At 56.0% G+C, this 16,679-nt stretch carries 20 protein-coding genes and 2 tRNA genes; 14 read left to right on the top strand and 8 right to left on the bottom strand.

The window, feature by feature from the left end; genetic code table 11:
• From rutC to rutG, 4 genes are read left to right on the top strand one after another with little or no spacing between them, the layout of a single operon-like run.
• Positions 1–396: a pyrimidine utilization protein C gene (rutC, locus tag DEU53_RS02045; protein WP_110865880.1), complete on the top strand. Its 396-nt coding sequence runs from the start codon at positions 1–3 to the stop codon at positions 394–396.
• Positions 396–1,199 carry a pyrimidine utilization protein D gene (rutD, locus tag DEU53_RS02040; RefSeq protein WP_110865879.1) on the top strand — a complete coding sequence of 268 codons (804 nt, stop codon included), beginning with the start codon at positions 396–398 and terminating at the stop codon, positions 1,197–1,199. The genes rutC and rutD overlap by 1 nt, the downstream gene beginning before the upstream one ends.
• 15 nt (positions 1,200–1,214) lie before the next feature.
• Entirely contained in the window at positions 1,215–1,736 is a 522-nt protein-coding gene (rutF, locus tag DEU53_RS02035) for an NADH-dependent FMN reductase RutF (protein WP_110865878.1), read from the top strand.
• Between the two features lie 45 nt (positions 1,737–1,781).
• Complete coding sequence (rutG, locus tag DEU53_RS02030; protein ID WP_110865877.1) at positions 1,782–3,107, top strand: pyrimidine utilization transport protein G; 1,326 nt, start codon at positions 1,782–1,784, stop codon at positions 3,105–3,107.
• Here the strand turns inward: rutG and DEU53_RS02025 are convergent.
• Together DEU53_RS02025 and DEU53_RS02020 are read right to left on the bottom strand one after the other, a co-directional pair.
• A complete protein-coding gene (locus tag DEU53_RS02025; protein ID WP_110865876.1) occupies positions 3,104–4,018 on the bottom strand; it encodes a DMT family transporter in 915 nt (304 codons plus the stop codon). The genes rutG and DEU53_RS02025 overlap by 4 nt on opposite strands.
• 109 nt (positions 4,019–4,127) lie before the next feature.
• Positions 4,128–4,292, bottom strand: coding sequence for a general stress protein (locus DEU53_RS02020; protein ID WP_061717065.1), 165 nt, complete (start codon positions 4,290–4,292; stop codon positions 4,128–4,130).
• A gap of 297 nt (positions 4,293–4,589) precedes the next feature.
• On the opposite strand from DEU53_RS02020, the gene wrbA reads away from it, so the two are divergent.
• From wrbA to DEU53_RS02005, 3 genes are read left to right on the top strand one after another with little or no spacing between them, the layout of a single operon-like run.
• On the top strand, positions 4,590–5,189 hold the full coding sequence (wrbA, locus tag DEU53_RS02015) for an NAD(P)H:quinone oxidoreductase (RefSeq protein ID WP_101760909.1): 600 nt from the start codon (positions 4,590–4,592) through the stop codon (positions 5,187–5,189).
• Positions 5,190–5,210: 21 nt separating this feature from the next.
• The gene (locus DEU53_RS02010) at positions 5,211–5,441 is read left to right on the top strand and encodes a YccJ family protein (RefSeq protein ID WP_007887329.1); all 231 of its coding nucleotides are present in this window, start codon (positions 5,211–5,213) and stop codon (positions 5,439–5,441) included.
• Positions 5,442–5,497: 56 nt separating this feature from the next.
• Positions 5,498–6,871 (top strand): NAD-dependent succinate-semialdehyde dehydrogenase, encoded by a 1,374-nt coding sequence (locus DEU53_RS02005; RefSeq protein WP_101760910.1) that lies wholly within the window; start codon positions 5,498–5,500, stop codon positions 6,869–6,871.
• Between the two features lie 48 nt (positions 6,872–6,919).
• Here the strand turns inward: DEU53_RS02005 and agp are convergent, their stop codons facing one another.
• The 3 genes from agp to DEU53_RS01990 form a co-directional block, all read right to left on the bottom strand.
• Positions 6,920–8,566, bottom strand: coding sequence for a bifunctional glucose-1-phosphatase/inositol phosphatase (gene agp, locus DEU53_RS02000; RefSeq protein ID WP_199559668.1), 1,647 nt, complete (start codon positions 8,564–8,566; stop codon positions 6,920–6,922).
• Between the two features lie 257 nt (positions 8,567–8,823).
• A tRNA-Ser gene (locus tag DEU53_RS01995) sits at positions 8,824–8,911 on the bottom strand.
• A 36-nt stretch (positions 8,912–8,947) separates the two neighbouring features.
• A tRNA-Ser gene (locus DEU53_RS01990) sits at positions 8,948–9,035 on the bottom strand.
• A gap of 222 nt (positions 9,036–9,257) precedes the next feature.
• Here DEU53_RS01990 and yccA point away from each other — a divergent pair.
• Both yccA and tusE read left to right on the top strand, forming a co-directional pair.
• Positions 9,258–9,911: an FtsH protease modulator YccA gene (gene yccA / locus DEU53_RS01980; protein WP_110865874.1), complete on the top strand. Its 654-nt coding sequence runs from the start codon at positions 9,258–9,260 to the stop codon at positions 9,909–9,911.
• Positions 9,912–10,009: 98 nt separating this feature from the next.
• Positions 10,010–10,336, top strand: a complete 327-nt coding sequence (tusE, locus tag DEU53_RS01975; protein WP_110866432.1) for a sulfurtransferase TusE — start codon at positions 10,010–10,012, stop codon at positions 10,334–10,336.
• Here tusE and yccX read toward each other — a convergent pair whose 3' ends face one another.
• Positions 10,337–10,615: an acylphosphatase gene (gene yccX / locus DEU53_RS01970; RefSeq protein ID WP_110865873.1), complete on the bottom strand. Its 279-nt coding sequence runs from the start codon at positions 10,613–10,615 to the stop codon at positions 10,337–10,339. It lies immediately after the preceding gene.
• A gap of 85 nt (positions 10,616–10,700) precedes the next feature.
• On the opposite strand from yccX, the gene rlmI reads away from it, so the two are divergent.
• Entirely contained in the window at positions 10,701–11,891 is a 1,191-nt protein-coding gene (rlmI, locus tag DEU53_RS01965) for a 23S rRNA (cytosine(1962)-C(5))-methyltransferase RlmI (RefSeq protein ID WP_110865872.1), read from the top strand.
• Between the two features lie 59 nt (positions 11,892–11,950).
• A complete protein-coding gene (gene hspQ, locus DEU53_RS01960; RefSeq protein WP_008101422.1) occupies positions 11,951–12,268 on the top strand; it encodes a heat shock protein HspQ in 318 nt (105 codons plus the stop codon).
• 31 nt (positions 12,269–12,299) lie between these two features.
• On the opposite strand, the gene DEU53_RS01955 is transcribed toward hspQ, so the two are convergent.
• Entirely contained in the window at positions 12,300–12,713 is a 414-nt protein-coding gene (locus DEU53_RS01955) for a CoA-binding protein (protein WP_101760915.1), read from the bottom strand.
• Between the two features lie 177 nt (positions 12,714–12,890).
• Here DEU53_RS01955 and DEU53_RS01950 point away from each other — a divergent pair, with 177 nt between their 5' ends.
• Both DEU53_RS01950 and DEU53_RS01945 read left to right on the top strand, forming a co-directional pair.
• A complete protein-coding gene (locus DEU53_RS01950) occupies positions 12,891–13,517 on the top strand; it encodes a DUF2057 family protein (protein WP_110865871.1) in 627 nt (208 codons plus the stop codon).
• 68 nt (positions 13,518–13,585) lie between these two features.
• On the top strand, positions 13,586–14,047 hold the full coding sequence (locus DEU53_RS01945) for a methylglyoxal synthase (RefSeq protein WP_101760917.1): 462 nt from the start codon (positions 13,586–13,588) through the stop codon (positions 14,045–14,047).
• Positions 14,048–14,050: 3 nt separating this feature from the next.
• Here the strand turns inward: DEU53_RS01945 and helD are convergent, their stop codons facing one another.
• On the bottom strand, positions 14,051–16,105 hold the full coding sequence (helD, locus tag DEU53_RS01940; protein WP_110865870.1) for a DNA helicase IV: 2,055 nt from the start codon (positions 16,103–16,105) through the stop codon (positions 14,051–14,053).
• Positions 16,106–16,228: 123 nt separating this feature from the next.
• On the opposite strand from helD, the gene DEU53_RS01935 reads away from it, so the two are divergent.
• Positions 16,229–16,672 carry a YccF domain-containing protein gene (locus DEU53_RS01935; RefSeq protein WP_008101434.1) on the top strand — a complete coding sequence of 148 codons (444 nt, stop codon included), beginning with the start codon at positions 16,229–16,231 and terminating at the stop codon, positions 16,670–16,672.
• Positions 16,673–16,679: the final 7 nt, after the last annotated feature.

Below are 16,679 nucleotides of genomic sequence, written 5' to 3'. Positions count from 1 at the left end.
ATGCCTAAAAGTGTGATTATTCCGCCCGGCACCGGTACGCCCATTGCGCCATTCGTGCCCGGCACCTTAGCTGACGGCGTTGTCTACGTCTCCGGCACCTTGCCGTTCGATGCCAACAACAACGTGGTGCACGTCGGTGATGCCGCCGCGCAAACGCGTCACGTGCTGGAGACCATTAAAAAGGTGATCGAAACCGCCGGCGGCACCATGGACGACGTGACCTTCAACTCGATTTTTCTCACCGACTGGAGCAACTACGCAGCGATTAATCAGATCTACGCCGAATACTTCCCCGGTGATAAACCGGCGCGCTTCTGCATTCAGTGCGGCTTAGTGAAACCGGATGCGCTGATCGAAATCGCCACCGTTGCGCATATCGGCAAACAGGAGGCCTGATGCATCTGGAGATCCAGGGTTCAACCGCTGAAGATGCGCCGACGCTGGTGCTCGCTTCCGGTTTAGGCGGCGTCGCCGGTTTCTGGCAACCGCAGCTGGCGGCGCTGACGCCGCATTATCGCGTGGTGACATACGATCAGCGCGGTACCGGCCGCAGTGCCGATACGCTGCCGGACGGCTACAGCATGACGATGATGGCGGCGGAACTGGCAGAAACGCTGGAACAGCACGGCATTCAACATTACGACATTATCGGCCATGCGCTGGGCGGCTTAATCGGCCTGCAGCTGGCGCTGGACTTCCCGCAGCGCGTGGGCCGCGTGGTAGTGATCAACGGCTGGCTTTCGCTGGATGCGCACACGCAGCGCTGCTTCCAGGTGCGTCAGGATCTGCTGATGAACGTCGGCGTCGAAGCCTTTGTGCGTGCGCAACCGCTGTTCCTCTATCCCGCGGAATGGCTGGCGCGCAATCAGGAGCGCATTAACGCTGAAGATGCGCACCATGTCGCCCATTTCCAGGGCATGGAAAACCTGCTGCGTCGCTTGCATGCGCTGAAAAGCGCGGATTTCCGCGCACATGTGGCGCGCATCTCCCAGCCAGTGTTAGCCATCTGCAGCCAGGACGATCTGCTGGTGCCGTGGAGCTGCTCACCGCAGCTGGCGCAGGCGCTGCCCAACGGCAGCCTGATTGAGATGGCCTGGGGCGGACACGCGATGAGCGTCACCGATGCCGACAACTTTAATGCGCTGCTGCTGCGCTGGCTGGCCGATACGGCTGCGCCTGCCCAGCGAGCGGCCAGCTAATCACAGGAGCCGCCAATGAGCGTGCATGAACTGCCAATTTTACCCGGTGTAGAACGCGATGCGTTTCGTAACGCGATGGCGTGCTTAGGCGCGGCGGTGAATATCATCACCACCGACGGTCCCGCTGGACGCGCCGGATTTACCGCCTCGGCGGTGTGCAGCGTTACTGATACGCCGCCCACGCTGCTGGTTTGTCTTAATCGCTCAGCGTCGGTGTGGCCGATTTTTCGCGACAACGGTTATCTCTGCGTTAACACCCTGGCCGCCGGGCATGAAGATCTCTCGACGCTATTTGGCGGCAAAACGCCGATGGCAGAACGCTTTGCCGCCGCTGACTGGCACACGCTGGCCAGCGGTTCACCGCTATTAGACGGCGCGCTGGTGTCGTTTGACTGCAAAGTGGCGCAAGTGGTCAGCGTGGGCACGCACGACATTCTGTTTTGCGAAGTGCAGGCGCTGGTACGCAATGATGAAACGCACGGTCTGGCATGGTTTGACCGTGGCTATCATCACCTTTTACGGCAGGACGCCCGCTAACGCCGCCTTGTGCGGCCCGCTTTCACTGACACCCTGGAGATGACGATGGCGAGTTCCTGGTTCCCCCGCTGGCAGAAAAAGTCAGCCATGACCGATGATGGGCTGATTGCGCCGGACGAAACGCTGCCGTTTGCGCAGACGGTCGTGCTAGGCCTGCAGCATGCTGTGGCAATGTTTGGCGCAACGGTGCTGATGCCGTTGCTGATGGGACTGGACCCCAATCTGGCGATTCTGGTTTCGGGCATCGGTACGCTGCTGTTCTTCCTGGTCACCGGCGGGCGCGTACCCAGTTATCTCGGATCCAGCGCGGCGTTTGTCGGCGTAATCATCGCGGTAACCGGCTTTAACGGTCAGGGACTCAACCCCAACCTGGCGCTGGCGCTGGGCGGCGTGATTGCCTGCGGCGCGCTCTATACGCTGATTGGCCTGATCGTGATGAAGGTCGGCACCGGCTGGATCGAGCGTCTGATGCCGCCGGTGGTCACGGGCGCGGTGGTGATGGCGATTGGTCTGAACCTGGCGCCAATTGCGGTGCACGGTGTATCCGGCTCGATGTTTGACAGCTGGATGGCAGTGATGACGGTGCTGTGCATTGGTCTGGTGGCGGTATTCACGCGCGGGATGATCCAGCGCCTGCTGATTCTGGTCGGCCTGATTGTCGCGTGGGCCATCTATGCACTGCTAACCAACGTGATGGGCTTCGGCAAACCGGTGGATTTCAGCGGCCTTGCCAACGCACCGTGGTTTGGCCTGCCGCACACCACCGCACCGATCTTTGATATGCAGGCCATCGTGATGATCGCGCCTGTGGCGATCATTCTGGTGGCGGAAAACCTCGGGCACATTAAAGCCGTGGCGGGCATGACCGGGCGCAATCTCGATCCCTGGATGGGCCGCGCCTTTGTCGGTGACGGTCTGGCAACCATGCTGTCGGGCTCAATCGGCGGCAGCGGTGTCACCACCTACGCGGAAAATATCGGTGTGATGGCGGTGACCAAAGTCTATTCAACGCTGGCCTTTGTGGCCGCCGCGGCGATCGCTTTGGTGCTTGGCTTCTCACCGAAATTTGGCGCGCTAATCCACACCATTCCCGGTCCGGTGATTGGTGGCGCATCGATTGTAGTATTTGGTTTGATTGCGGTGGCAGGCGCACGCATTTGGGTGCAGAACCATGTGGATTTTAATCAGAATGGCAATTTGATCATGGTGGCGACCACGCTGGTGCTGGGCGCCGGTGATTTTGCGCTGAAGATTGGCAGCTTCACCCTTGGCGGCATCGGCACCGCCACCTTTGGTGCCATCATCCTGAACGCGATTTTACAACGTCGCGGCGCCGCGCTGGCGAACGAGGCGGCACGGCAACATCCTTAAGGCTCGAGCGGTGCCTGATCGGGCACCGCTTTCTTGCGGCGAATACGCAGCTCGCTGACGATCACCCCACAAACAATCAGTGCCGCGCCCAGCAGCGCAGCAGCAGGTAGACGCTCGCCCGCCAAACGCCCTACCACGCCCGCCCACACCGGTTCACCGGCGTAAATCACCGTGGCACGCGTTGGTGAAACGCTGCGTTGCGCCCAGTTCATCGTCACCTGAATTAAGGCGCTGGCCGCGCCCAGACCCAACGCGCTCAGCAGCAACGGCGTTGACATGGCAGGAGCCGATTCGCCATTCGGGATCATCAGAACAAAGGCGCAGGCCGATGCCACCATCAGCTGAATCAGCGTGACGCGGCGCACATCGACCTGTCCGGCATAACGGCTGATCAGGATGATCTCCGCCGCGATTGCCAGCGTGCTCAGTAAGGTGGCGATTTCACCGGCATTCAGCGTCAAACTGCCATCCTGCGGACCCGCCACCAGCACTAAACCGGTAAACGCCAGCAAAATGCCCAGCCACGCCATCAATCCCGGCGGACGGCGCAGGAATAACCATTGCAGCAGCGGCACCACCGGCACGTAGAGCGCGGTGATAAACGCCGACTGACTGCTGGAAATGGTTTGCATGCCCCAGGTTTGCAGACCGTAGCCGCCGGCAATCGACAGGCCAATCAGCGCGCCGGCTTTGATTTCCAGCCAGGTCACTTGCTTGAGATAACGACGGAAGAAAAAGGCCAGCAGCAGCGATGCCGTAGCAAAACGTAATCCCACAAAGAAGAACGGACCGGAATGGGCCATCGCCCGGTGTACCACCAAAAAAGTGCCCCCCCAAACCATGGTAATAAATATGAGCACCAACTCCTGACGCGAAATACGCAGGCTGAGACGAGAAGAAGAAGCGGACATAACGCACCAGAATAATCAGTTGGCGGTCAGTTTGCTCAGAGAGCGGGCAAATTGCAATGCCTGTCACCGCCGGGCGAACCCGGCGGCCGGGGATTAACGGTCAGTCGCGCTATTTCTTGCCGCGGCTGCGTCCCCCTTTTTCACCGGCTACAGACGCGCGCTGTGGGTCGTTTCTAAAATTACCCCCGCTGTTTTTGCCGCCTTTGCGACCCGCTTCTGCGGCCCTTTCACGGTCCTCTGCGAAATTGCCTGATCCTCCACGATGTTCGGCCATCATTTCCTCCACTGATTGAGCATCCAGATTAGGGGCTTATCACGATGCTGCCGTGAAAAGCCTGGCGGCGGATACTCCGCACACCTGATTAAATAATAGACAACGCAGCGCTGAGATCGGCCTGATAGTCACAATTTGAAACAGATAATTCACTCATTTCACTGCGAAAAAGCAAATTTACCGCCGCGTTACAAGCAGTTAGCCGACACTTATTGGCACCTGCTTAACCTCTGTACAGCAGCCTGCGCAGGCTCTTCTATACTTTTGGTTACTCACCACCCTAGCAGGATGAAAACCATGGCAAAGATTTTGGTGCTCTATTATTCGATGTACGGACATATTGAAACCATGGCGCAAGCCGTGGCCGACGGTGCAAAGAGCGTGAGCGGCGCGGAAGTTACAATATTGCGCGTGCCGGAAAGCATGGATGCCGAGCGTTTCGCCCAGGTTGGCGGCAAAGTGGATCAGGCCGCGCCTGAAGCGAAACCGGAAGATTTGCCGCAGTATGATGCCATCATCGTTGGCACGCCCACGCGCTTCGGCAACATGGCGGGCCAGATGCGTAACTTCTGGGATCGCACTGGCGGCCTGTGGGCTTCGGGCGCGCTATACGGCAAAATCGCCAGCGTCTTTGCTTCCACCGGTACCGGCGGCGGCCAGGAGCAAACCATCACTTCCGTCTGGACCACCCTCGCCCACCACGGCATGGTGATTGTTCCCATCGGTTATGGCACTAAAGAACTCTTCGACATCTCCCACGTACGCGGCGGAACGCCCTATGGCGCCACCACGCTGGCGGGCGGAGATGGATCACGTCAACCTTCGGCGGAAGAACTGGATATTGCCCGTTTTCAGGGCCAACACGTCGCCGGACTGGCGGTAAAGCTACAGGGATAAAATCCACAACAGGAGACCTTCATGACAACAGAACAGTCGAAAGAGCATCACGTAGGCGAATGGGCATCACTGCGCCACACTTCACGCGAAATCGCTGAAGCCATTTTTGAGGTAGCCAACTACGACGAACGTTTAGCCGAGCAGATCTGGAGCCAGCAAGGCAGCGATGAAGTGCTGATTCGCGCCTTCAAAAAGACCGACCAGGATGTTCTGACCTGGGACGATAAAACGGTCGAGCGCAAAAACGTTTAAATTGCAGGCGGGCATTGTCCCGCCTTTGTTACCTTTACATCACCAAGGAGCCTTGTATGTCAGCCTATCAAAGTATCAATCCAGCCAATAACCAACTGCTAAAAGCGTGGAACGAGCACGATGATGCCTATGCACAACAGGCGCTGGAAACCGCAGATGCGCTTTATCATTCCGCGTGGAGTAAAGGCGATATTCAACCGCGTCTGCAGGTGCTACACCGTTTAGCCGATTTGATTGACCAACGGGCCGAAGAGCTGGCGACCATCGCCAGTAAAGAGATGGGCAAACTGATTGGCCAGAGCCGTGGTGAAGTAAAAATCTGTTCGCAGATCGCCCGCTACTACGCTGAACATGCCGCGACATTTTTACAGCCGCAACCCTACGCCAGCGATGTGGGCGATGCCTGGCTTGAGTACCATCCGATTGGCGTGATCGTCGCGGTTGAGCCGTGGAACTTCCCTTACTATCAGCTGATGCGCGTGCTGGCGCCAAACCTGGCGCTCGGCAATCCGGTGCTGGCGAAACACGCCAATATCGTGCCGCACTGCGCCGATGTGTTTGAAAAGCTGGTAGAAGAAGCCGGTGCGCCAAAAGGCGCATGGACCAACCTGTTTATCTCCACCGATCAAGTCGCGGATTTGATTGCCGATCCGCGCGTGCAAGGCGTGGCGCTGACGGGTTCAGAACGCGCCGGTAGCGCCGTGGCGGAACAGGCCGGTAAACACTTGAAGAAATCGACGCTGGAGCTGGGCGGTAACGATGTGTTTGTGGTGCTGGACGATGCCGATATCGATGAAGCGGTACGTCAGGGTGCGCAAGCTCGCCTCAGTAACTGCGGCCAGGTCTGTACCGCCGCCAAGCGCTTTATTTTGCATGAGAAAATTGCCGATACGTTTATGGCCAAATTTAGCGCGGCTCTGCAATCGGCCACGCCGGGCGATCCGCTTGATGAGAAAACCACGCTTGGCCCGCTCTCTTCAAAAGATGCGCGCGATCGTTTAGTGAAGCAGGTTGAGGAAGCGGTGCAAAATGGCGCGCGCGTGGAGTTTGGTGGACGCGCCATTGATGGCGTCGGCTGCTATTACCAGCCAACGGTGCTCACCGGTCTGACGCCAGACAATCCTGCTTACTATCAGGAGTTCTTTGGCCCGGTAGCACAGGTGTATGTGGTGGCGGACGATCGTGCCGCTGTGGCACTGGCGAATGATTCAAATTACGGCCTGGGCGGTTCAGTCTGGACCAAAGACATTGCGCGCGGCCGTAAGATGGCATCGCAGATTGAAACCGGCATGGTGTTTATCAATTCGCAGAGCGATACCTCCGCAGAGCTGCCGTTTGGTGGCGTGAAGCGTTCCGGATACGGACGTGAGTTATCGGATCTGGGGATTAAAGAGTTCGCCAACCAAAAATTAGTGGTCGTCGCCGGTTAACAGGCACAAAAAACCCCGCCGCGGCGGGGTTTTCTTTGAGCAGCAAACTCAGTTACTGGTCGCTGCTTTGGCCGGTTCTTCTGATTTGGCCGGCGTTGCATCGGCTTGCGCTTTCTGTGCTGCTGCCGCATCAGCCTTGGCTTTGTCATCCGCTGCTTTCTGGGCAGTGGCTTTCTCCGCTTTGGCTTTTTCGTCTGCCGCTTTCTGCGCGGCCGCTTTCTGCGCCTTCAATTTCTCTTCAGCCGCTTTCGCGTCTGCAGCCTTCTGTGCTGCGGCTTTATCCGCTGCTGCTTTGTCTGCGGCTGCTTTGTCTGCGGCTGCTTTGTCTGCGGCTGCTTTATCCGCAGCAGTCTGATCGGCTTTCTGCTTAGCGTCATCTGCGGCTGGTGCTGCGGCCGCAGGTGCTGGCTGTTCTGCCGCAGCCGGTGCCGCAGCAGGCTGCAGTGGCGTACCTTGTAGAGCACCGTTCAATGCGCCGGTGAATTGATCCCAACTGCAGTAGCCGTTGGCATCCGTTTCACAGCCCGCCAGTTGCAGCGTGACGCGCTTCGGTGGATTTTTCAGGCTCAGCACATCGGCATCGCGCAGCTGATCGGCCGTTTGATAGACGTACTCTATTTTCAGCAGATCTTTGTTGTTCTTCACATCGTGCCAGCGTTCGAATACTACCTGGCCGCCAATCGGCGTTTTCTCATCGTTGCCCGGCAGTTCATAAGGCTTAACCTGCAGCGCGCTGAGTAAGGAGGCGATGTTGGAATCATGACCAACCATCAGCGTCACTTTTGGCGCGTTGGCTTTATCCTGATCGACTAACTGGCTGCGGATGTAATCCACCAGCGGTGCGGCCACTTCGCGCGCCACTTCAGGAGAGGCGAACAGCGCATCCTGATAACCGTTTTTGATCGACGCCAGCTCTTTCCACTGTTCAGGCGTTTTGATCTGGCCCCAGGCAACCTGATCGGCCGGGAAACCTTCGTAATATTGCAGCGTAAACGCATCCACCAGCGAGTTGCCGATTTTCAGCGAACCGCTTACGTTCGGCTCTTTACCGTTATCCGCGCTGAAAGTGTTATCGCCGCTGCTCAAATCACACTGCTTTTTGCCGTTACAGGCCGGGGCAGATTTGTAATCGACGATTTTTTCCAGCTGCTGGAAGGCAGGCTTCAGTGCCAGCTTTTCATTGGCGGCGGTCATAGCAGCCAAGGCTTTCTTGTTGAATTCATCGCTGCCGTCGGTGACGACCGGATTGAAGATCGGATCCATGGTGCCCATCGCATCCTGATGCGTGACCGCGATATCACAGCCAGGGAAGGCGCCAGTGATAAAGTACTGCGCGGTCGCCACGGTGCGCTGCAGGCTGTTGGCGTAGACAAAGATGTTGCTGCTGTCCGGGCAAGTCCCGTTCTGGACTAAGCCCTGCTGTGCCAGCCACTGACGGGTATAATTCCCCATGTAGACTTCCAGCACGCCACCTTTGGTGGTGAGCTCACCGCCCGCGACATCCCACTGCGGCCAGCTCTTCCTGGTGGATTGTTCCAGTACGCTGCCGTTATTGGCGAGCGGCGCACGCAGATTGTGACGGCTTAACATCAGCACCTGCTGGAGTTGCATATCTCCATCCGCAGCATAGGCGGACATGTCCATCGGGAGCGCAGCGATGACTGACAACGCGCAAAGACTCAGTTTCTTGATCATTGTGCCTATTCCATAATTCATCAGTGAAACACTCTGGCTTTCAAACGATTAGCCCGCCAAAGAGCGAATTACCGCACAGTGTAACTCAGCTTGCATCGGAAAATCGCCAGATGTTTGCAAAAAACCGTGCATGGAATATAGCAGTTAACGCGCGTGGCGTCGGGGAACGGCAGCAGATGGAAAAGCAACGCGATGTTTTTCGGAATTTGTGAACGCAGAAAAGCAAAAAGCCCGCATTTCTGCGGGCTTCTTTAATATGGCGGAGGAACAGAGATTCGAACTCTGGGATGGTTTCCCATCGACGGTTTTCAAGACCGTTGCCTTAAGCCACTCGGCCATCCCTCCGGGGATTTTTTTGTTGCGTCACTCTGCAAGAGTGAATGGCGGAGGAGGAGAGATTCGAACTCTCGGATGGTTTCCCATCGACGGTTTTCAAGACCGTTGCCTTAAGCCACTCGGCCACCCCTCCGCAATGAGGCGCACTATAAACATCCCCCATAACGATGTAAAGCCTGCAATGAATCGTTCGGCTGAAAAACAGCCAAATTCTATTTTTTCGGCGTCAATTTCGCCATTCTGCTCAGCGAAACAGCAATTTATCGCGTAAAGATGGGTAAAACGCCTTTTCTGTCTTTCAGGCGCTGCGTATCCTCGTGCCATATTTGGTGTTTCTCTCTTTAAGGAGCGCATGATGGAAAGAATTTTTAGCTCGTCGCAGCAATCGTTAGTCAGCACCCACAAGGTGCTGCGCAATACTTATCTGTTACTTGGCTTTACGCTGGCCTTCTCGGCCGTCACCGCCACACTCAGCACCGTGTTTACCTTGCCTTCACCGGGCCTGATTCTGATGCTGGTCGGCTTTTATGGCTTGATGTTCCTGACGCATAAACTGGCTAACAGCCCGGCAGGTATTCTGGCGGCCTTCGCTTTCACCGGCTTCCTCGGTTATTGCCTTGGTCCAATCCTGAGCTCGTTCCTCACTGCAGGCATGGGTGATGTGATCGCTATGGCACTGGGCGGTACCGCGCTGGTGTTCTTCGGTTGCTCGGCCTACGTATTGACCACGCGCCGCGATATGTCATTCCTGAGTGGCATGATGATGGCCGGCTTTGTCGTGCTGCTGGTGGCGGTGGTTGCTAATATCTTCCTGCAACTGCCTGCGCTGCATCTGGCGATTAGCGCCCTGTTCATCCTGTTCTCTGCCGGTGCCATCCTGTGGGAAACCAGCAACATCATTCACGGTGGTGAAACCAACTATATTCGCGCCACCGTAAGCCTGTATGTTTCGCTGTATAACATTTTTGTTAGCCTGTTGAGCCTGCTGGGCTTCGCTAACCGCGATTAAGTTGCCGCAAGAGTTATCAAACCCCGCTTCGGCGGGGTTTTTGCTTTTTATGGCCGGGCGAATTTACAATGTGTCGATTAACTCCATGAGGAATGACTGTGAATTTTGCTGGTAAAGAGATTGCCACCGATGCGGAAGGCTATCTGAAAAATAGCGCGGACTGGAGCGAGCCGCTGGCTGCTGCCATCGCGGAGCAAGAAGCGATCGTGATGAGTGACGCGCATTGGGAAGTAGTGCACTTTGTGCGCGACTTTTACCAGGAATTTAATACGTCGCCGGCAGTACGCATGCTGGTGAAAGCCATGGCGCAAAAGTATGGCGAGGAGAAAGGCAACAGCCGCTATCTGTTCCGTCTTTTCCCGGAAGGCCCGGCCAAGCAGGCGACCAAAATTGCCGGATTGCCAAAACCGGCGAAATGCTTGTAATCAGCCGGTGGTGAATCGGGTCGGCATTTCCCTGGGCTGATGCGGCTCCACCAGCACTTTATCCACCCGCGCGCTCCGCGGCCCACCCGCTTTGAGCCAACTGATTAATTCATCGACCTGCTGCGCCTCACCGGACGCCAGCACTTCAACGCCGCCGTCCGCCAGATTGTGCGCATAACCGTAAAGATTTAACTCTCTGGCCTGCGCTTGGGTGTGGTAGCGAAACCCCACGCCCTGCACGATGCCGTGCACCCAAATTTTGCAGCATGTGGTAGCCATTGCGTTCTCCCATCACCTTGCGTTGCAATTTGCCGCCATCCGCCGGAAAATGGCGCCTCATTTTTTCAGGTAAGCATAGCAAACTATGACCGTTCGATTGATTCTCACAAAGGGACGTGAAAAATCCCTGCTCCGCCGCCATCCGTGGGTGTTCTCTGGTGCCGTTGCACGTATGGAAGGTAAAGCCCAGTCTGGTGAAACCATTGATATCTGTGACTGCAATGGCAAATGGCTGGCTCGCGCCGCGTATTCTCCGCAATCACAAATTCGCGCACGCGTCTGGAGTTGGCAACAGGATGAGTCAATCGACATCACCTTCTTCGTGCGCCGCTTTGAGCAAGCCCAGCTGTGGCGTGACTGGCTGGCGAAACGTGATGGGCTGGACAGCTATCGCCTGATTGCCGGTGAGTCTGATGGCATGCCGGGCGTAACCATCGATCGCTTCGGCAACTTCCTGGTGATGCAGCTGTTGTCTGCGGGTGCCGAGTATCAGCGTCCGGCCATCGTCTCCGCCTTACAGCAGTGTTTCCCGGATTGCGCTATTTACGATCGCTCAGACGTGGCGGTGCGTAAAAAAGAGGGACTGGAGCTGGCGCAAGGGCCGGTTTCGGGTGAACTGCCGCCACCGCTGCTGCCGATTACTGAACACGGTATGAAGCTGCTGGTGGATATTCAGGGCGGTCATAAAACCGGCTATTACCTTGATCAGCGTGACAGCCGTTTTGCCACGCGTGGCTACTCAGATAATGCACGCGTGCTGAACTGCTTCTCTTACACCGGTGGTTTTGCGGTTTCTGCCTTGATGGGCGGCTGTCGTGAAGTGATTAGCGTTGATACTTCGCAAGACGCACTCGACGTGGCGAAACAGAACGTTGAACTCAATGGTCTGGATGTGTCGCGTGCCCAGTTTGTGCGTGACGATGTGTTCAAACTGCTGCGTCGTTATCGCGACAGCGGCGAAAAGTTCGACCTGATCGTCATGGATCCGCCGAAATTCGTAGAGAACAAGAACCAGTTGATGGGCGCGTGTCGCGGCTATAAAGATATCAATATGCTGGCCATTCAGCTGTTGAATCCCGGTGGCGTATTGCTGACCTTCTCCTGTTCTGGCCTGATGCCAACCGATTTGTTCCAGAAAATCATCGCTGATGCCGCCGTTGATGCCGGTCGTGATGTACAATTTATAGAGCAGTTCCGTCAGGCAGCCGACCATCCAGTGATCGCCAGCTATCCTGAAGGGCTTTATCTGAAAGGTTTTGCCTGCCGCGTGCTGTGACTTGAAAACGCTGTCCCTGCCTCCATATTGGTTACAGGGCAGTCTTTTGGGAGGTCACAATGATTACGACTAAATTTGGAATTGGACAGCAGGTCCGACATCGTCTCTCCGGGGTGCTCGGCGTTATCGTGGATGTCGATCCGGAGTTTTCGCTTGATGAGCCAGAAGTTGATGATGTCGCTGCCAGCGAAACGCTGCGCGCCGCGCCCTGGTATCATGTGGTGATGGAAGATGAAGAAGGCGATCAGGTGCATACCTATGTCGCTGAAGTTCAGCTGGCGGGGGAAACCTCCTTCGAACATCCCGAACAACCTTCAATGGATGAGCTGGCCGCGTCAATTCGGCAACAGCTGCAGGCACCCAGCCTGAGACATTAATCAAACGGCGACTCCGGTCGCCGTTTCTGTTTTAGTGCCTAATCCCCAGCCGAGGAATTTCAATTTTTGGACAGCGATCCATTATTACGGTCATACCCGCGTCTTGCGCCAGCACCGCCGCCTGCTCATTAATCACGCCCAGCTGTAACCACAGCGTATCCGCTCCAATGGCGATCGCTTCCTGCGCAACGCCCCACGCCGCTTCGGCATTGCGAAACACATCTACCATATCCACTTTTCCGGGTACATCCGCCAGCGTGGCATAGGCGGTTTGGCCGAGAAGTTGCTGTCCCGCCAATTTAGGACTCACCGGAATCACCTCGTATCCCTGATCAAGTAAATATTTCATCACGCCATAGCTCGGGCGATCGGGGCGGTCGCTGGCGCCCACTAACGCGATACGTTTGGTTTTAGTCAGCACATCGCGAATCGTTTGATCATTCATCTTTTTTCTCCTGGTTCATTCGCTTAAGTGTAGATGGCATTGCGCATCAGGCTGCAACTGTTGGGCACCAGAACTTTGCGCAGCAGCACGAATAAATATGTAAAAATGTAAATTTACTGCCATAATGTAATACTTTGCTACACATAATCGATTTACCCCCTTCTGCCGGGAGTTGAAATGAAGCTGTCTTTATCTGCTACGGGTTTACTGCTGTTGCTCGTATCAGCCTCATGCCAGGCCATCACTCTCAAGCTCGATCCCGAAATCGAACTGCTGGTGCTGGACGGGCGTAAAATTTCTGGCTCGCTGCTGAAAGGCGCAGGCAGCCTTGAGCTGGAGCGTGGGCAGCATCAGTTTCTGTTTCGTGTGGAAAGACCGGGCGCTGACGCCGCGCACTTTCAATCCGTGCCGATGATTGTCACTTTCAGCGCCAATGCCCATTCGGTGGCAATTCGCTTGCCTGCGCTCACCAATCGTCGTGAACGTAGCACCTTCGAAAAAACCCTCAACTTTCAACTGATTGATGAACGCGGCATAGAAATCACCAGCCTGCGCGACCATTTGCCGAAGCCAGGTGATAACGATTTCGAAAAGGCGATGGTGAATTATAATCGTGATGCCCACGCCGCTTCGGTTCCGCGTTTTGCCTTACATTCGCTGAGCGCCAGCGAGGCGCAGTTGAATCTGGATTACGCCTGGCAAGACGTTAGCGATCTTCCCTCTTTGCATGGCTGGTTCAAGCGTTTTGATGCCGCCACACGTCTGCGTTTTATCAGCTGGATGAAAACCTTACGCACAAGTTGATAGTGATGAAACGCCAGGGGTAAACTCCTGCATTAACACATAATGCATGAGAAGAAACAGGAAGCCCTATGGAGCAGACCGTTCGTACCCTTCAGGTTCAGAAACATATCGCCCTCGTTGCACACGATCACTGTAAAGCCTCGCTGCTGGAGTGGGTGCAAACCAACCAAAGCACGCTGCAACAGCATGTGTTGTACGCTACCGGCACCACCGGCAATCTGATTAATCGTCATACCGGATTGGATGTTAACGCCATGCTGAGCGGCCCGATGGGCGGCGATCAGCAAGTGGGGGCGTTGATTTCGGAAGGTAAAATTGATGTGCTGATTTTCTTCTGGGATCCGCTGAATGCGGTGCCGCACGATCCAGATGTCAAAGCGCTGCTGCGCCTCGCCACGGTGTGGAATATCCCGGTGGCCAATAACCGCACCACCGCAGATTTTATTATCCAGTCACCAAAGTTTGCCCAGCAGATTGAGATTCAGATTCCAGACTATCAGCGTTATCTCGCCGAACGCCTGAAACCCTAATCATCAGGCCTTACGGCTTTGTGGCACACCTAATTCGCGCAGGTGCTCGACAAATACCGAAGGCCGATCTTTATCGAACATCAGCCACACCTGCTGGCGCGCACGCGTCATCGCCACATACGCCAGCCGTCGCTCCTCCGCATCCGGGAAATCTTCCGGCTGCGGCAGCAAACCCTCTTCCATGATGGATTCCCGCGCTTGTGCCGGGAAACCGTCGCGTCCCTGATGCAGTCCCAATACAATAACAAAATCCGCCTGTTGTCCTTTGCTGGCATGGATCGTCATGAAATCCAGCTTTAACTTTGGCCAGCGCGTTTTAGCTTTATCGAGGATTGCCGGCCGCAAATGGTGGTAACGCGCCAGCAGCAGTACGCGCTCTTCGGGTTTGGCATAACCGCTCAGTTTATCGAACAGCGCTTCCAGTTGATCCTGCGGCAGCAAAGTCACCGATTTTTTATTGCCTTTGCTCAAGCTGTTCAGCGGCTTGCGCAGCTGATGCGGGTTTTGTTGTACAAAGCGATTGGCAATCTCACCAATACGATCGTTAAAGCGATAGGTGGTATCCAGCACGCAGCGATCGCCATCGCCGAAATAGTGATGGAACGCGGTGGTCAAACTCATCTCGGCACCGCTAAAGCGATAGATTGCCTGCCAGTCATCGCCCACCGCGTACAGGCTGGTTCGCTTGTTTTGCTGACGCAGCGCCGTTAGCAGTGCGGCTCGCTGCGGTGAGATGTCCTGAAACTCATCGACCAGAATATGCTTCCACGGGCTGATAAAACGCCCTTTCTCCAGAATGGCAATCGCCTGATGAATCAGCCCGGAAAAATCGACCGCGCCCTCCTCTTTCAGCGCGCTTTTCCATGCCTTTAACAGTGGCGCCATCAGTTTGACACGCTTGCTGAAATTATCGCGCTGCGCTTCTGCCACATCCGCAATCATTGCCGCCTGCGCGCCGCCGTGCATGCGCATCAAGCCCAGCCAGCGCTCCATGCGCGATGCGATGCGCTGCGCCAGTTTGTCATCCTGCCAAAAGGGACCTTCGGGAATCTCCCACTCCAGCTCATCCTGTAACCACTGACGCCAGCCGCTGGCCTGCGCTTTCTTGCTGTTGCACTGCTCACGCCAGGTCGCAATCAGTAACTGTCGCCGCGCCTTGCTGTCGCTTTCCAGCTTGCTGATCACCGGTTGTTTGTTACTGCCTTCGCGGATGATATGCAGCGCCAATGCATGGAAGGTACGCGCCTGAATCGCGCTCTCACCAAGGCGCGTTTGAATACGGTCATTCATCTCTTCTGCCGCCTGACGACCAAACGCCAGCAACAGAATTTGATCCGCTTGCGCCAGCTTGCGTTTCAGTAGCCAACCCGCGCGCGCCACCAGCACCGAGGTTTTGCCACTGCCCGCCCCCGCCAGCACCAGCAGCGCGTCTTCGCCATTCACTACAGCTTCGCATTGCGATGGATTGAGCGGCGTGGTTTCAACCGTGGAAAAGAATTCGTGATAGTCGCTGAGGATCTTACTGGTCCATTGGCGATTGCGTTGGCGGATCGCCGCTTCACCCTGCTCCAGCCATTGCTGGCAGAATTCCCAGCGCTCACGACAGTTGTCAAACTCGGCAATACGCGCGAGAGGCAACGGCAAGGCAGAAAACTGGCGTGTAATGCTCTCTTTTACCGCGCTCAGCTCACTGCGTTTCAACCAGCGATCCTGTTGGGTGAAGGCGAGAATTTCCTGCTCCAGCGCGACCAGCACCTCCGCGCTCACCTCGCTCATCTCCTGACTCCACTGCTGCCAGGCGTGCTGCAAATAGTGGAAAAAGCGCTGCGTTTCCTGCCATTCGGTGCCATGAAGGCGCACCACTTTCTCATCTGGCAGCAGAAACTCCAGTTCGCCCCATACCATGCCGCGTTTACAGGCAATGTTGAGCAACTGGTTAAACGGGATCAGATATTCATGGCGATCGCCACTGACTTCCACGCCGGCGGCCAGCAAGCGCACCCGATTATAGGGATGCTGTGCCAGACGTTTACCCATTGATGTTGCTTTCAGCTCCATGTCCGCACCGTCATGTGGAATTCGATATCGCGCAGTTTACCTGTCAGACTCTTGACGCTCCAGCCTTAAAACAAGCTAAACTTGGCGCCACATATTGCGGATTGCAAAAGGAAAAACACGTTTATGCGTACCGTACTTAACATTCTTAATTTCATTCTCGGCGGCTTTTTCACTACCCTCAGCTGGCTGTTTGCCACGCTGGTGAGCATCGTGCTGATTTTTACGCTGCCGTTGACGCGTTCCTGCTGGGAAATCACCAAACTGTCTCTGCTGCCCTTTGGCAACGAAGCGGTGCATGTCGATGTGCTGCGTCCCGACAGTAAAAGCCATGTGATGAATACCGGCGGCACCTTCCTTAACATTTTCTGGCTGATACTGTTTGGCTGGTGGTTGTGTTTGGCGCATATCTCGGCCGGTATCGTGCAGTGTCTGACCATCATCGGCATTCCTGTTGGCATCGCCAACTTCAAAATTGCCGCGATTGCGCTGTGGCCGGTTGGCCGTCGCGTGGTCTCCGTTGAAGAAGCGCAGGCTGCGCGTGAAGCCAATGCGCGTCGCCGCTACTGAGGCCGTT

It is taken from the genome of Pantoea sp. AG1095, from assembly GCF_003208415.1.
Taxonomy (GTDB): Bacteria; Pseudomonadota; Gammaproteobacteria; order Enterobacterales; family Enterobacteriaceae; genus Pantoea; species Pantoea leporis.
The sequence above is the reverse complement of the archived record's forward strand: the minus strand, read 5'-3'. Positions and strand labels throughout refer to the sequence as shown.

Coding starts and splice junctions, on each gene's coding strand:
- rutC (WP_110865880.1), top strand. CDS start 1: ATGCCTAAAAGTGTGATTATTCCGCCCGGCACCGGTACGCCCATTGCG.
- rutD (WP_110865879.1), top strand. CDS start 396: ATGCATCTGGAGATCCAGGGTTCAACCGCTGAAGATGCGCCGACGCTG.
- rutF (WP_110865878.1), top strand. CDS start 1,215: ATGAGCGTGCATGAACTGCCAATTTTACCCGGTGTAGAACGCGATGCG.
- rutG (WP_110865877.1), top strand. CDS start 1,782: ATGGCGAGTTCCTGGTTCCCCCGCTGGCAGAAAAAGTCAGCCATGACC.
- DEU53_RS02025 (WP_110865876.1), bottom strand. CDS start 4,018: ATGTCCGCTTCTTCTTCTCGTCTCAGCCTGCGTATTTCGCGTCAGGAG.
- DEU53_RS02020 (WP_061717065.1), bottom strand. CDS start 4,292: ATGGCCGAACATCGTGGAGGATCAGGCAATTTCGCAGAGGACCGTGAA.
- wrbA (WP_101760909.1), top strand. CDS start 4,590: ATGGCAAAGATTTTGGTGCTCTATTATTCGATGTACGGACATATTGAA.
- DEU53_RS02010 (WP_007887329.1), top strand. CDS start 5,211: ATGACAACAGAACAGTCGAAAGAGCATCACGTAGGCGAATGGGCATCA.
- DEU53_RS02005 (WP_101760910.1), top strand. CDS start 5,498: ATGTCAGCCTATCAAAGTATCAATCCAGCCAATAACCAACTGCTAAAA.
- agp (WP_199559668.1), bottom strand. CDS start 8,566: ATGATCAAGAAACTGAGTCTTTGCGCGTTGTCAGTCATCGCTGCGCTC.
- yccA (WP_110865874.1), top strand. CDS start 9,258: ATGGAAAGAATTTTTAGCTCGTCGCAGCAATCGTTAGTCAGCACCCAC.
- yccX (WP_110865873.1), bottom strand. CDS start 10,615: ATGGCTACCACATGCTGCAAAATTTGGGTGCACGGCATCGTGCAGGGC.
- rlmI (WP_110865872.1), top strand. CDS start 10,701: ATGACCGTTCGATTGATTCTCACAAAGGGACGTGAAAAATCCCTGCTC.
- hspQ (WP_008101422.1), top strand. CDS start 11,951: ATGATTACGACTAAATTTGGAATTGGACAGCAGGTCCGACATCGTCTC.
- DEU53_RS01955 (WP_101760915.1), bottom strand. CDS start 12,713: ATGAATGATCAAACGATTCGCGATGTGCTGACTAAAACCAAACGTATC.
- DEU53_RS01950 (WP_110865871.1), top strand. CDS start 12,891: ATGAAGCTGTCTTTATCTGCTACGGGTTTACTGCTGTTGCTCGTATCA.
- DEU53_RS01945 (WP_101760917.1), top strand. CDS start 13,586: ATGGAGCAGACCGTTCGTACCCTTCAGGTTCAGAAACATATCGCCCTC.
- helD (WP_110865870.1), bottom strand. CDS start 16,105: ATGGAGCTGAAAGCAACATCAATGGGTAAACGTCTGGCACAGCATCCC.
- DEU53_RS01935 (WP_008101434.1), top strand. CDS start 16,229: ATGCGTACCGTACTTAACATTCTTAATTTCATTCTCGGCGGCTTTTTC.